Origin of the sequence: Amycolatopsis sp. NPDC004625, assembly GCF_040609695.1 — a bacterium.
GTDB lineage: Bacteria > Actinomycetota > Actinomycetes > Mycobacteriales > Pseudonocardiaceae > Amycolatopsis.
This window is the reverse complement of the sequence record NZ_JBEXKX010000004.1, coordinates 291,730-304,766: the sequence shown is the minus strand read 5'-3', so window position 1 is coordinate 304,766 and position 13,037 is coordinate 291,730. Positions and strand designations below refer to the sequence as shown.

The 13,037-nt window shown below is 71.7% G+C and carries 15 protein-coding genes; 1 reads left to right on the top strand and 14 read right to left on the bottom strand.

Annotated features, from left to right (window positions below):
- Nucleotides 1–110 precede the first annotated feature (110 nt).
- The 3 genes from ABZW17_RS07095 to hemL are packed head-to-tail and all read right to left on the bottom strand — an operon-like array spanning nt 111 to nt 2,598.
- Nucleotides 111–677 carry a TlpA disulfide reductase family protein gene (locus ABZW17_RS07095; RefSeq protein ID WP_354810525.1) on the bottom strand — a complete coding sequence of 189 codons (567 nt, stop codon included), beginning with the start codon at nt 675–677 and terminating at the stop codon, nt 111–113.
- On the bottom strand, nt 674–1,300 hold the full coding sequence (locus ABZW17_RS07090; RefSeq protein WP_354810523.1) for a histidine phosphatase family protein: 627 nt from the start codon (nt 1,298–1,300) through the stop codon (nt 674–676). The genes ABZW17_RS07095 and ABZW17_RS07090 overlap by 4 nt, the downstream gene beginning before the upstream one ends.
- The gene (gene hemL, locus ABZW17_RS07085; protein WP_354810521.1) at nt 1,297–2,598 is read right to left on the bottom strand and encodes a glutamate-1-semialdehyde 2,1-aminomutase; all 1,302 of its coding nucleotides are present in this window, start codon (nt 2,596–2,598) and stop codon (nt 1,297–1,299) included. Before hemL ends, ABZW17_RS07090 begins: the two co-directional genes overlap by 4 nt.
- A gap of 60 nt (nt 2,599–2,658) precedes the next feature.
- Between hemL and ABZW17_RS07080 the strand changes: the two genes are divergently transcribed.
- Complete coding sequence (locus ABZW17_RS07080) at nt 2,659–3,135, top strand: TspO/MBR family protein (protein WP_354810519.1); 477 nt, start codon at nt 2,659–2,661, stop codon at nt 3,133–3,135.
- Here ABZW17_RS07080 and ABZW17_RS07075 read toward each other — a convergent pair.
- The 11 genes from ABZW17_RS07075 to hemC all read right to left on the bottom strand — a co-directional run bounded on the left by ABZW17_RS07075 (nt 3,132) and on the right by hemC (nt 13,033).
- Nucleotides 3,132–3,659, bottom strand: coding sequence for a hypothetical protein (locus ABZW17_RS07075; RefSeq protein ID WP_354810517.1), 528 nt, complete (start codon nt 3,657–3,659; stop codon nt 3,132–3,134). The genes ABZW17_RS07080 and ABZW17_RS07075 overlap by 4 nt on opposite strands.
- Nucleotides 3,660–3,670: 11 nt before the next feature.
- Complete coding sequence (locus ABZW17_RS07070; RefSeq protein ID WP_354810515.1) at nt 3,671–4,873, bottom strand: ABC transporter permease; 1,203 nt, start codon at nt 4,871–4,873, stop codon at nt 3,671–3,673.
- Nucleotides 4,870–5,574, bottom strand: coding sequence for an ABC transporter ATP-binding protein (locus ABZW17_RS07065; protein ID WP_354810513.1), 705 nt, complete (start codon nt 5,572–5,574; stop codon nt 4,870–4,872). The genes ABZW17_RS07070 and ABZW17_RS07065 overlap by 4 nt, the downstream gene beginning before the upstream one ends.
- Nucleotides 5,571–6,857, bottom strand: coding sequence for an HlyD family efflux transporter periplasmic adaptor subunit (locus tag ABZW17_RS07060; RefSeq protein WP_354810511.1), 1,287 nt, complete (start codon nt 6,855–6,857; stop codon nt 5,571–5,573). Before ABZW17_RS07060 ends, ABZW17_RS07065 begins: the two co-directional genes overlap by 4 nt.
- A gap of 62 nt (nt 6,858–6,919) precedes the next feature.
- On the bottom strand, nt 6,920–7,258 hold the full coding sequence (locus ABZW17_RS07055; RefSeq protein ID WP_354810509.1) for a hypothetical protein: 339 nt from the start codon (nt 7,256–7,258) through the stop codon (nt 6,920–6,922).
- A 13-nt stretch (nt 7,259–7,271) separates the two neighbouring features.
- The gene (locus ABZW17_RS07050) at nt 7,272–7,712 is read right to left on the bottom strand and encodes a hypothetical protein (RefSeq protein ID WP_354810507.1); all 441 of its coding nucleotides are present in this window, start codon (nt 7,710–7,712) and stop codon (nt 7,272–7,274) included.
- Nucleotides 7,709–8,245, bottom strand: coding sequence for a hypothetical protein (locus ABZW17_RS07045; RefSeq protein ID WP_354810505.1), 537 nt, complete (start codon nt 8,243–8,245; stop codon nt 7,709–7,711). The genes ABZW17_RS07050 and ABZW17_RS07045 overlap by 4 nt, the downstream gene beginning before the upstream one ends.
- A gap of 17 nt (nt 8,246–8,262) precedes the next feature.
- The gene (gene hemB / locus ABZW17_RS07040) at nt 8,263–9,234 is read right to left on the bottom strand and encodes a porphobilinogen synthase (RefSeq protein WP_354810503.1); all 972 of its coding nucleotides are present in this window, start codon (nt 9,232–9,234) and stop codon (nt 8,263–8,265) included.
- A gap of 171 nt (nt 9,235–9,405) precedes the next feature.
- Nucleotides 9,406–10,326: a helix-turn-helix transcriptional regulator gene (locus tag ABZW17_RS07035; RefSeq protein WP_354810501.1), complete on the bottom strand. Its 921-nt coding sequence runs from the start codon at nt 10,324–10,326 to the stop codon at nt 9,406–9,408.
- Nucleotides 10,327–10,486: 160 nt separating this feature from the next.
- Nucleotides 10,487–12,019 (bottom strand): bifunctional uroporphyrinogen-III C-methyltransferase/uroporphyrinogen-III synthase, encoded by a 1,533-nt coding sequence (locus ABZW17_RS07030; protein ID WP_354810499.1) that lies wholly within the window; start codon nt 12,017–12,019, stop codon nt 10,487–10,489.
- An 84-nt stretch (nt 12,020–12,103) separates the two neighbouring features.
- Nucleotides 12,104–13,033 carry a hydroxymethylbilane synthase gene (gene hemC / locus ABZW17_RS07025; protein ID WP_354810549.1) on the bottom strand — a complete coding sequence of 310 codons (930 nt, stop codon included), beginning with the start codon at nt 13,031–13,033 and terminating at the stop codon, nt 12,104–12,106.
- Between the last annotated feature and the right edge of the window lie 4 nt (nt 13,034–13,037).

Here is a 13,037-nt window from a genome sequence, read left to right as displayed (position 1 = left end):
CTCGAGGATCTCCTCGTCGTCGACCATGTCGGCCTTGTTCAGCGCGACCACGATGTAGGGCACGCCGACCTCTTACCACTCACGACCAGCCGCGGCAGAAACCTCGGCGGTCAGGCCTCCGCGGTCAGGCGCTGGGCCACCGGCAGCAGGTCCTGCGCCAGGACCGGCCGCAGGAACACCGCCGCCACCCGGTGCTGCTTGTCCAGCACGATCGTCGACGGGATGATGTTGCGCGGGTAGCCGCTCAGCTTCAGCAGCACCCGCCCGTCCGGGTCGTAGATCGACGGGTACGTCAGCTTGCGGTCCCGCACGAAGTCCTGGGCCACCTCGCGGGCCGGGTCGCGGACGTCGATGCCCACCACCTGGACGCCCTGCTTGGCCACCGTCTCCATCTCCGGGGCCTCCGTGCGGCACGGGCCGCACCACTGGCCCCACAGGTTCAGCACCACGACCTTGCCCGGGAAGTCCGCCAGCGAGAGCTGCTTGCCCTCGTTCATCAGGTCTTCGCCGGCCAGGACCGGGGCCGTCTGGCGGTCGGGCGCTTCGTACGTGATGTCGATCTTGCCGCCCGGCGACACGAAGTTGAAGCTGCTTCCCTGCACGACCGCGTCCTTGCCCGCGCTGCAGCCGGCCAGCGCGAGCGAAGCGAGCAAAACGAACAGGACCAGCCGTTTCATGCCCCGGTCACCTTCGGGTCCGTCGTCCCCGCCGGCTCGCTGTAGACGATCTCGCGCAGCTCGTCGCCGTCGAAGACCAGGGACGTCAACGACGCCAGCGAGCACTGGCGACGCCGGGGGTCGTGCCACAGGCGTTTGCCCTCCAGGAACCGCCGCAACGTCCAGATCGGCAGCTGGTGGGACACGCACAGAGCCTCATGGCCCTCCGCGGCGGAGCGCGCCCGGTGGACCGCGCCGAGCATCCGGTGGGCGATCTCGAGGTACGGCTCGCCCCACGACGGCTTGAACGGGTTGACCAGCTTGGGCCAGTGCCGGGGCTCCCGCAGCGCGCCGTCGCCGACCGCCACGTGCAGGCCCTCGAACTGGTTGCCCGCCTCGATCAGGTCGGCGTCGGTCGCGATGTCGAGCCGGTGGGCGGCGGCGATCGGGGCCGCCGTCTCCTGGGCCCGCTGCAGCGGGGACGCCACGACGTGCACCAGGTCGTGCCCCGCGACGGCCTCGGCGACCGTCAGCGCCTGCCGCTGCCCGCGCTCCGAGAGCCGGTAGCCGGGCAGGCGGCCGTACAGGATCTTCTCGGGGTTGTGCACTTCGCCGTGACGCAGCATGTGGACGACGGTGGTCACTGGACGGCCCCAGCCGCCGCGCGCGCCGCCGCCGGCAGAGCCGCTTCGATCACGGAGAACGCTTCGTCGTCCATCGCCGCGTTGACGAACCAAGCCTCGTACGCGCTCGGAGGCGCGTACACGCCTCCGTCGAGCAACGCGTGGAAGAACGGCGGGAAGCGCCACGTCTCCGACGCCTGCGCGCCCGCGTAGTCGCGTACAGGAGCTTCGCCGAAGAAGACGCTCACCAAGTTGCCCGCGTACTGGACGTTGTGCGCAACGCCCGCTTCGCTCAGCGCGGCGTGGAAGAGGTTGCCGAGGCGCTTCGCGTTGGCGTCGAGCGCCGCGTACACGGCGTGGTCAGCCGCGCGCAGCGTCGCGAGGCCCGTGGCCACCGCCACCGGGTTCCCGGAGAGCGTCCCGGCCTGGTAGACCGGCCCGCCCGGGGCGAGCTTGGCCATCACGTCGGCGCGGCCGCCGAAGGCCGCCGCCGGCAGGCCGCCGGACATCACCTTGCCGAACGTGTAGAGGTCGCCGGCCACGCCTTCGAGGCCGAACCAGCCCGCGTGCGAGACGCGGAACCCGGTCATCACCTCGTCCATGATCAGCAGTGCGCCGTGCTCGTGGGCGAGCTCGCGCAGGCCCGCGTTGAAGCCGTCGGAAGGCGCGACCGCGCCCATGTTCCCGGCCGCGGCCTCGGTGATCACCGCGGCGATCTCCCCCGGGTTGTCCACAAAGGACTTCCGGACCGCGTCGAGGTCGTTGTAGGGCAGCACCAGCGTGTCCGCGGCCTGGGCGCCGGTGACGCCCGGCGACGTCGGCAGCCCGAGCGTCGCGACGCCGGAGCCGGCCTGGGCGAGCAGCGCGTCGACGTGACCGTGGTAACAGCCGGCGAACTTCACGATCTTCGTCCGGCCGGTGAACCCCCTGGCCAGCCGGATCGCGCTCATCGTGGCCTCGGTGCCCGAGTTGACCAGCCGGACCCGCTCGACCGGCTCGACCCGGCCGATGATCTCCTCGGCCAGCTCGACCTCGCCGATCGTCGGCGTGCCGAAGGAGAGCCCGGACGTCGCCGCCGCGCGCGCCGCCTCGACGACCGCCGGGTGCGCGTGCCCCAGGATCATCGGGCCCCAGGAGGACACCAGGTCGACGTAGCGGTTGCCGTCGGCGTCCCACAGGTGCGGGCCCTCGCCGCGGACCATGAACCGCGGGGTGCCACCGACGGAGTTGAACGCCCGGACCGGCGAGTTCACCCCGCCCGGGATGGCCGCCTTCGCGCGGTCGAACCATGCCTTGGACTGCTCGGTTCCAGTGCTCACGGGTCCAGTGAACCAAACCCGCCTACTATGACGGGCAGCCGCCCGGGAGGAAAACAGCCGGTGACCGAACGCGTCCCCCACCGCAACCCGTGGCTCGTGCTGGCCGGCTTCGCCGGTGTCGTCGGCGTGGTGGCCGTGGTCGGCGCGCTGGCCGCGACCTCGGCCAAGGACGTCTACGCCCGGCTCGAGCTGCCGTCGTGGGCGCCGCCGGCCTCCCTGTTCGGTCCGGTGTGGACCGCGTTGTACGTCATGATCGCGGTGTCCGGGTGGCTGTACTGGCGCACCGACGGCGAGACCCGCGGGTTCGCCGCCTACGGCGTCGGCCTGCTGTTCAACCTGCTCTGGACGCCGCTGTTCTTCGAAGGCCGCGCCACCGGGGTGGCGCTGGCCGACATCCTGCTGCTGGACGTCACCGTGGTCGTGACGATCGTCCTCTTCGGCCGCCGGTCGAAGGCCGCCGCCGCGCTCCTGGTGCCCTACCTGGGCTGGATCCTCTACGCGACGGCCCTCAACACCGCGATCCTGGTGCTCGGCTAGCGCGCGGCCTGCTGGGTGATGGCCTGGGCGGCCACCGTGCCGTCGTCGCCCGCCTGGCCCTGCACGACCACGGTCGACCCCGGCTTGAGGTCGGCCAGCTTGCCCGGCTGGGTGACCCCGACCGTGGTGGAGTCCGATGTGGACACCTTGACGTCGGTGCCCTGCGCGGTCTTCACGTACACCGTGGTGCCGTCGACGCGGTCGACCGTGCCCGTGGTGCCGCGGCCGCCGCGGAACCCGCCGCCCTGCTGCCCGGTGCCCGCCTGCTGGCCGGTGCCGCCCGGCGTTCGGGCCTGGGTCGCGCCCGCCGGGCGCGTGGGCGTCGAGGACGAGGAGCCGAACGCCGCGTGCGTCCAGGCGCCCCCGCCGAACGCGATCGCGAGCACGACCAGCCCGGCCAGCACCAGCGTCGTGCGGGAGAACGGCTTCGCCGCGTGACGCATCTCGGCGTTCAGGTCACCCTCGACCGCCGGACTGGCGATGATGTCCTCCGCGTTCGGCGGGGTCGTGGTGGACGAAGACATGCGAAGACTCCTTATTCGTGACGCAGGGCGTCGATGGGCCGGAGCTTGGCGGCCCGGTTCGCCGGGAAGCTGCCGAAGAACAGCCCGATCAGGGCGGACACCGCGAAGGCGAGCAGGATCGACGAGGGCACCACGACGGGTTTGATCCCCGAAATGGTGAACCGGCTGCCGATCACGCCGATCGCGACGCCGAGCAGCCCGCCGAACAGGCTGAGCATGGTGGCTTCGGCGAGGAACTGGCCGAGGATGGCCGAGCGCGGGGCGCCGATGGCCTTGCGGATGCCGATCTCGCGGATCCGCTCGGTCACCGTGACCAGCATGATGTTGGTGACGCCGATGCCGCCGACCAGCAGCGAGATCGCCGCGACCGCCGCCAGCAGCACGGTGAACGTCTCGGTCGCCGACGTCCGGGTGGCGAGGAGCTGTTCGGAGTTCTGGATCTGGTAGTCCGGGGTGCCGCCGAGGCGGATGCCGTGGCGGGCGTTCAGGATGGCGGTGATCTCGGACTGGGCCAGCGAGACGGAGTCGGCGCTGGTGGCCTGGACGGCGATCTGGCTGAGGTTGCCGTACCCGGCCAGCGAGTTCTGCACCGCCGAGATGGGCGCGATGGCGACGTCGTCGGCGTTCTGCAGCCCGGTGCTGCCCTTGGCCTGCAGCACCCCGATCACGGTGAACTGGATGCTGTTGAGCAGCACGTTCTTGCCGACCGGGTCGGCCGTGCCGAAGATCGACTCCGCGGTCGTCGGGCCGAGCACGACGACCTTCCGCGCGGCCGAGACGTCCTCGGCGGTGAACAGCTGCCCCTGGGCGAGCTCGCGGTTGGTCGTGGTGAAGTACGCGGGTTCGGTGCCGGCGACGCTGGAGATGTCGTAGGACGTCTGCCCGTAGGTCGCGGTCGCCGTCGTGTTGACCACCGGCGAAGCGGCCTTGACGTCGGGGGCGCCGACGGGGTCGACGAGGGCGTGCGCGTCCTGGACGGTCAGCGGCCGGGCCGTCGCGCCCTGGCCGCCGCCGCGGGCCGGGGAGACGTTGACGACGTTGGTGCCGAGGCCCTGGATGCTGGCCGCGATGGCCGCCGAAGCGCCGTTGCCCACCGCGACCAGCAGGATCACCGCGGCGACGCCGATGGTGATGCCGAGTGTGGTCAGGGCCGAGCGCAGCTTGTTCGCCGTCAGGCCGCGGACGGCGAAGCGCAGGATCTCCAGGAGGTTCACGAGACCGCCCCCACCGCGCGCGTGGTTTCGTCCGACACGATCAGGCCGTCGTCGACGCGGACCACGCGGTGCGCGTGTTCGGCGACCTCGTCCTCGTGCGTGATGACGACGATGGTGCGGCCGAGGGCGTTGAGCCGGTCGAACACGCCGAGGACGTCTTCGGTGCTGCGCCGGTCGAGGTTGCCGGTCGGTTCGTCGGCGAGCAGCATCGCCGGGCCGGTGACCAGCGCCCGCGCCACCGCGACGCGCTGGATCTGGCCGCCGGAGAGCTCGCTCGGGAGGTGCTTGGCCCGGTCGGACAAACCCACCATCTCCAGCGCCGCCAGCGCCCGCCGCCGCCGCTCGGACCGCCGCAGTCCACTGTAGACGAGCGGAAGTTCCACATTGGACAGAGCCGACGTCCGGGGCACCAGGTTGAACGACTGGAAGATGAAGCCGATCTTCCGGTTGCGCAGCAACGCCAGTTGCCGTTCGTTCAGCCGGCTGACACCGAACCCGTCGAGGAGGTACCGGCCGGACGTCGGCACGTCCAGGCAGCCGAGCATGTTCAGCAGCGTCGACTTCCCCGAGCCGGACGCGCCCATGATGGCGACGTACTCGCCGGGGTACACGGTGAGGTCGACGCCGCGCAGCGCGTGCACCGCCGTCTCACCGGCGCCGTAGGTCTTGCGCAGCCCGGAGACCGCGATCACCGGGTTCATCCGCGCCCGCCGAAGCCGCCGCCGGCGCCGGTGCCCGTGCCGCGCTGGCCGCCGCCAGGGAACCCGCCCGTCCCGCCGCCCGGGAACCCGCCCGTCCCGCCGGTGCCGCCCGTCCGGCCGGTCCCGCCGGTGCCGGTGGTGGCCGTCCCGGTGAGCACGACGTTCTCGCCCTCGGTGAGCCCGGAGGTGATCTGGACCGTCGACTCGCCGCGCAGGCCGACCTGCACCGGGCGGGTGACGTTCTGGCCGTTCTCCTGCACGGTGACGAGGTTGGTCCCGCCCGCGGTCTGCACCGCCGCGGCCGGCACGCTCAGCGCGTTGTCCGCCTCGGCGACGGTGATCACGACGCTCGCCGACTGGCCGGGCCGCAGCCCGTCCGGCGGGCTGGTCAGGGCCAGCTGCGCGCCGTAGGAGACGACGCTGCCGCTCGTGGTCGGGGTCAGGTTGACGCTCGAAACGGTGGCCTGGACCGGCTTGTCCGGCAGCGCGTTGAGCGTCACGGTGGCCTTCTGGCCCGCTTTGACCTTGCTGACGTCGATCTCCGCGACCGAGGTGTTGACGACCAGGCCGGTCATGTTCGTGATGGTGATGAACCCGCTGCCGGAGCTGCTACTGCTGCTGCTCGACGCGGCGGCACTCGAATTCGACGAGCCCTGGCCGCCCTGGCTGCTGGACGTCTGCGAGCTCGCGGACGAGCCGCTGGAGGACTGCTGCCCGACCGCGCCGTTGATCGCGGTGACCGTGCCGGCGCCCGGCGCGTACAGGACCGTGTTGTCGAGGGCCTGCTGCGCGGTCTGGACGTCGAGCTGGGCCTGGTCGAGCTTCGCCTGCGCCGAGGTGACGTTGTTGGCGGCGTTGGTCTGGGCGTTCTGGGCGTTCTGCCCGGTGGCCGGGGTGTTCTCGGCCGTCTCGGCGGTGTCCAGGCTGTCCTGCGCGACCGCGAGGTTCGCCTTCGCGACTTGAAGCTGCTTCGCCGCCTGCGTGCCGTCGACGGTGGCGAGCTTCTGCCCGGCGCTGACGACGTCACCGACCTTCACGTCGATCGAGGTGACCTTGCCGGCCGTCGCGAAGTTCGCCGCGCCGGTGTAGCTGCTGGCGAGGGTGCCGGCGGCGGAGACCGTCTCGGTGACCGTCGCCCGGCGGACCGGGGTGCTGCGGCTCTGGGCCTGCGCCGAGCTCGGGGCCGGGCTGAATGCCTGGTATATCCCGAATCCCGCTCCGGCCAGCAGTACGACCAGAGCACCGTTGATCACCCATGCCTTCGAGGCACGCACGCGCGTCATGCGGCAACCTTGGTGCCGCTCGTTAGCAATTGACTGTTGGTTCCCTGTGCGCCAGCTGTGTATCAGGCCGCGGGCCGGGGACTCCGCGCACGGATCGCGAGCGACAGCTGACGCACCGCGTCGACCAGCAGCAACGCGGCCACCGTCCCGAGCCCGATGGCGGCGGCGAGCAGGCCGCCGAAGTACCGGTGCGACTCGAGCACGGCGCCGTCGTCGGTCCGCGTGACGACGGTGGCGACGCTGTGGTGCCAGCACGCGTACGCGGCCCAGCCGGCGGCCACGGCGAGCAGGACTTCCACGACGGCGACCAGCGTCCGCCACGGCTTGTGCAGCCGCGCACGCGGGCCGGGTTCGTCCGGCGGCCAGAGCTCGGCCCCGGTGGGCTGCGGGAGGTCGATCACGACACCGATTTTCTCATGCTTCACCCGGCGTCGCCCGGACGAGCCGGTCCAGCGCGTCCTGCAGCGCCTCGACGTCCTTCGCCCACGCCAGCACCACCGTGCCGTCGGCCAGCTGCACCGGCAGCGAGTCGTACTTGCGCGGCACCGACCAGCCGCCGCCGAGGACGCGCGCGCCGACCGGCGTCCCGACGTCCGTCACCGACGCGATGTCCGCCGCCGGCACCTTCTCGCGGCCCTGGCGCAGCTGCTCGCTCGTCACTTCCAGTGACAGGAACCGGCGCCGTGCGTACACCCACGGCATCGTGATGACGCACAGCCCGGCCGCGACCAGCAGCCAGCCCACGACGTGCACCGGACCGCCCGTGACGAGTTCCGCCAGCGCGCCGACCAGCGCGAACACCGGGCCCCAGCCGATCGCCGCCCAGCTCACGCCGGACTCGGCGTAGAGCCTCACAGCTTCTTGCCGACCTTGGGGAAGTAGCCGCTCACCGAAGGCAGGTACAGCAGCACCAGCGCGATGACGAACAGCAGCACCGCGACCAGCGTCAGGTAGGTGAGCACCGGCGCGAACGTGAAGATCAGCAGCACCATCACGATCGGCAGGACGGTCAGCACCGTCCGGGCCGAGCGGGTGCCTTCGCGGGCCTTGTACGCGAAGAGCAGGAACAGCAGCGTGAACACCGCCGACCCGACCATGAGGAACCACAGCATCGCCGTGACGCCGTCCGCGATCATCTGCGGCGAGATCTTCGGGTCGGTCGTCCCCTTGACGTACCGGTCGATGACGGCCGACTTGCCCGCCATCAGCTGGACGTACCCGAGCACCAGCAGCACCCCGCCGGCCAGCCACAGCCAGAACGACACCGCCACCGGACGCGGCGGCTTGGCCTTCGGGGCCTTCGCGCCGGGCAGCACCGGATCCGGAGAGCGGCCCAGTTTGCGCCGTTCGTCGTCGGTCAGACCGGTGAGGTCCTCTTTGTCTTCCACGCGCAGACTCTAACGGGTCAGTCCAGCCAGGCAGCGGCTTCGGCGGCCCAGTAGGTGAGGATCATGTCGGCGCCCGCGCGGCGGATCGACGTGAGCACCTCGAGGACGGTCCGCTCGCGGTCGAGCCAGCCGTTCGCCGCCGCGGCCTCGACCATCGCGTACTCGCCCGAGATGTTGTACGCCGCCACCGGGACCGGCGAGATGTCCGCCGCCGCCTTGATGACGTCGAGGTACGAGAGCGCGGGCTTGACCATGATCATGTCCGCACCCTCGGCGAGGTCCAGCTCGATCTCGCGCAGCGCCTCGCGGCCGTTGCCCGGGTCCTGCTGGTAGGTCTTGCGGTCGCCCTTGAGCTGCGAGTCGACGGCCTCGCGGAAGGGGCCGTAGAACGCGCTGGCGTACTTCGCGGCGTACGCGAGGATCGCCGCGTCCTTGTGCCCGACCTCGTCGAGCGCCCGGCGGATGACGCCGATCTGGCCGTCCATCATCCCGGACGGCCCGAGCACGTGCGCCCCGGCTTCGACCTGCGCGATGGCCATCTGCGCGTAGATCCGCAGGGTGGCGTCGTTGTCGACCCCGCCGTCGGCGTCGAGGACGCCGCAGTGGCCGTGGTCGGTGAACTCGTCGAGGCAGGTGTCGGCCATGAGGACGGTGGCGTCGCCGAGTTCCTGCCGCAGGTCCCGCAGGGCGACGTTGAGGATGCCCTTTTCGTCGACCGCGCCGGAGCCCTCGGCGTCCCGCGTCTTGGGGATGCCGAACAGCATGAGGCCGCCGACGCCGACGTTGACCGCGTCGACGGCGGCCTTCCGCAGCGTGTCACGGGTGTGCTGGACAACGCCCGGCATGCTCGAAATCGGCCGCGGCGCATCGAGCCCCTCGGCGACGAACATGGGCAGGATCAGCTGGCGCGGCCGCAGCGTCGTTTCGCCCACCAGCCTGCGCATGGCCGGGGTGGTGCGAAGCCTGCGGGGACGATGCTCGGGGAACACCCTTACCAAGTTACTCCGGCGGCTTTTGCCCGGGTTCCGCAAGGGTGCTCCAGGGCCGCGGTCAGGTCAGGTCGTCGAACTCACCCGCGCGGCAGCCCTGCACCCAGGCGGCCATCTCCTCGCGGGTGAAGGACACATCCGCAGTGTCGCGACCAACAAGATCCTCGAAGCTCATCGACACTCCTCCGCCAACCGCTCGATGAAGGTGACCGATTCGTCCGGTGTCAAAGCCTGCGCCTTGAGGTGCGTGAACGCCACCTTGTGCGCTTCGATCTCATGGGGCTGCTCGAGATAAAGCCCGCCGGCGCGATGCTCGATGTACACGACATGCGCGACCACAGGCTCCCGCGGCCAAGGAAACGTGACTATGGCGAACGGGCCGAAGACGCCAGGATGAGCACCCCGATCGAACGGCAGCACCTGGATGGTGGCCTTCGACTCGCGAGCCACTCGCACCAAATGCTCCAGCTGGCCGCGCATGACCTTCCTGCCACCAACCAGCCGACGCAGAACTGCTTCGTCGATCACAGCCCACAACAAGGTCTGCACCTGCGATGCGCCCTGCTCCAAGCCGAGATAAAGCGAAAACCAGCTCGGCACGGTCTCGGAGTAGCTCTTCCACCAGCCCTTGGTCCGCGAATGCCGTGCCGCGTCGACATAGTCCGGCCACTGGCTCTTCGGCACCTTGAACAGCGGCAGCAGGACCTCGTCGAGGTCGCGCAGGACGACCGGCCGTTCCGCGGTCTCGTAGTAGGACACCTTGGCGACCGTGCAGCGCAGCGCCTTCGCCACGTCCTTCTGCTCCAGCCCGGCCTCCTTGCGGAGCCGGACCAGTTCGAACGCCAGCCAGCGCAGCTCCCGCCGTTGTGCGGCGAACCGGAGTTTTCCACCCTGCTCACCGAACTGGCCCTCGCCGAAGCACCCCGCTTGTTCGCTGTCGTCCAGGAGTACGGCGAACGGGTGGACGCGCGGATCGCGGGCTGGGGCCTGGCCTTCGAGGACCGCGCCGACGTCGTCGAAGGCAGGCTCCGCATGAGCCTGACCGCGCCGGAGCACGCCCTTCGGGGGTTCCGCACCAGCCCACACGTCCACCCGCGCCTGGTCTGGCTCTCCCCCGAAGCGGGGGGGGGGGCGCCCGGGGGCCGGGGGGGGGGGGGGGGGCCCTGCGGGGGGGGGGGGCCCGCGGGGCGGAGCCCGCGGGGGGGCGCCGGCCCCCCCCCCCGGGGCCCCGGGGGCGCCCCACCACGACCGATCAGGAGCGGCGGGCCCGCTTGGCCTTCCGCGGCGGCGGCAGCGCGCCTTCCGCGCGCAGCCGCGCGGCGTGCTCGGCCAGCGCGTCCACCAGGTGCGGGACGTCGGCCTTCTCCGGCTGGACGTCGACCCGCAACCCGAACTCCACGGCGGTCTCCGCGGTCTTCGGGCCGATGCACGCGACCAGCGTGCGGGTGTGCGGCTTGCCGGCGATGCCGACCAGGTTCCGCACGGTCGAGGACGAGGTGAAGCAGACCGCGTCGAACCCGCCGGTCTTGATCATCTCGCGGGTCTCGGCGGGCGGCGGCGCGGCCCGGACGGTCCGGTACGCCGTCACGTCGTCGATCTCCCAGCCGCGCTCGCGCAGGCCGGCCGACAGCGTCTCGGTGGCGATGTCCGCCCGCGGCAGCAGCACGCGGTCGACCGGGTCGAGCACGTCGTCGTACGGCGGGAACTCGGCCAGCAGGCCCTCCGACGACTGCTCGCCGGTCGGGACCAGCTCGGGGATGATGCCGAACGAACGGACCTTCTCCGCGGTGGCCGCGCCGACGCAGGCGATCTTCACGCCGGAGAACGCGCGGGCGTCGAGGCCGAACTCCTCGAACTTCTCCCACACCGCGCGGACCGCGTTGGTGGAGGTGAAGACGATCCACTGGTAGCGGCCATCGACCAGGCCCTTGACCGAACGCTCCATCTGCGCCGGGCTGCGGGGCGGCTCGACCGAGATGGTCGGCACCTCGTGCGACGTCGCGCCGTGGCCGCGCAGGCGCTCGGCCATCTCGCCGGCCTGCTCCTTGGTGCGCGGCACCAGGACCTTCCAGCCGTACAGCGCGCGCGACTCCCACCAGGACAGCTTCGAGCGGTGCCCGGCGGCCTGGCCGATCGTGACGATCAGCGGCCCGACGAGCTCGCCCGCGTCGTTCGCGACCTTCTCGAGCGTGGTGTCGAGGGTGCGCTGGGTGTTGATGGTGCCGTTCGCGGTCACCGCGACCGGGGTCGACGCCGGGACGCCGTTGCCGGTCAGCGCCGACGCGGCCTCGGCCAGGTGCGCCGACGACGCGTGCAGCACCAGCGGGCCGGGCGCGGCGGCCAGGGCCGCCCAGTCGACGTCGCCGCGGACGTCGACCTCGGTGTGCGTGCCGCCCAGCGCGACGCCCGCGTACGCCGGGACGGCCGCGGCCGGGGAGACACCCGGGATGACGTCGAACACGGCGCTCGTGCGCGCGACCGCCTGGACCTCGGCCACCACGGCCGGGGTGGTCAGCGGGTCGCCCGCGACCAGGCGCAGCACCAGCCGGCCGGCCTTGGCTTCGGTGGTCAGGTCCTTGGCCACCTCGGCGGCCTCGCCGACGGCGGGCCGGACCTCGGCGCCTTCGGCGGCCATGGCCAGCACGGCCTGCGGCACGTCGGGGTCGGTCACCACGACCTCGGCCTTGGTCAGCAGCTCCTGGGCACGGACCGTGAGCAGGCCGGCGTCGCCGGGCCCGGAGCCCACGAACGCTACGCGCCCGGTGGTCTTTCGCGCGGGGGTCATCTGTGCGTTTCTCCTCTTGCGGCGACCGTGCGCGAATGCACGGACGCAGATCTCCTACGTCTTCGAAAGCGCTCGCGAGAAGCGCTATTGGGCAGGGCCGGAGAGGGCTCCGGCTCCCAGGTCCAGCAGCTCGGCGGCCAGGTCCTTGCCCAGCTGGGCGGCCTGGTCCTTGTCGGCCAGCGCGGAGGCCCGGACCATGTCCACCGCGCCGTTCTCGCCTTCCGCGGCAGCGGTGCCGCGCAGCGAGATGCGTTCCACGACCTTGCCCTCGGCGTCGAGATCTTCGACGATCTCGGCGAGCGCGCCCACCGGCGCACTGCACCCCGCCTCGAGCGCGGCCAGCAGGGCCCGCTCGGCCGTCACCGCGACCCGCGTGCCCTCGTCGTCCAATGTGGACCGGAGCAGCTGCTCGAGGTCCACGTCGGCGGTCCGGCACTCCACCGCCAGCGCGCCCTGGGCGGGCGCGGGCAGCATCTGGATCGGGTCGAGGGTCTCGGTGATCGCCTCGACCAGTCCGACCCTGGCCAGTCCGGCACGCGCGAGCACCACGGCATCGAGCTCGCCGTCGGTCACCTTGCGCATGCGGGTGTCGATATTGCCGCGGATCGGCACGATTTCCAAACCGAGACCCAGCGCGCGCAGTTGCGCGGTGCGCCGCGCGGCGCCCGTGCCCACCGTCGAACCCGGCGGCAGCTCACCCAGCGTGAGCCCGTCGCGCGCGATCAGCGCGTCCCGCGGGTCCTCGCGCGGCGGCACGGCGGCCAGCGTGATGCCGGATTCCGGCGCCGTCGGCAGGTCCTTGTAGGAGTGGACGATGACGTCGACCTCGTTGCGCAGCAACGCTTCGCGCAGCGCGGAGGTGAACACGCCGACGCCGATCGTCGCGATCGGTGCCAGCGACTTGTCGCCGGGCGTGGTCACCTTGACGATCTCGACCTCGACGCCGGTGGCGCGCAGGGCGTCGGCGACGGTCCCGGTCTGGGTGAGCGCGAGCTTCGAACCGCGCGTGCCCATGCGA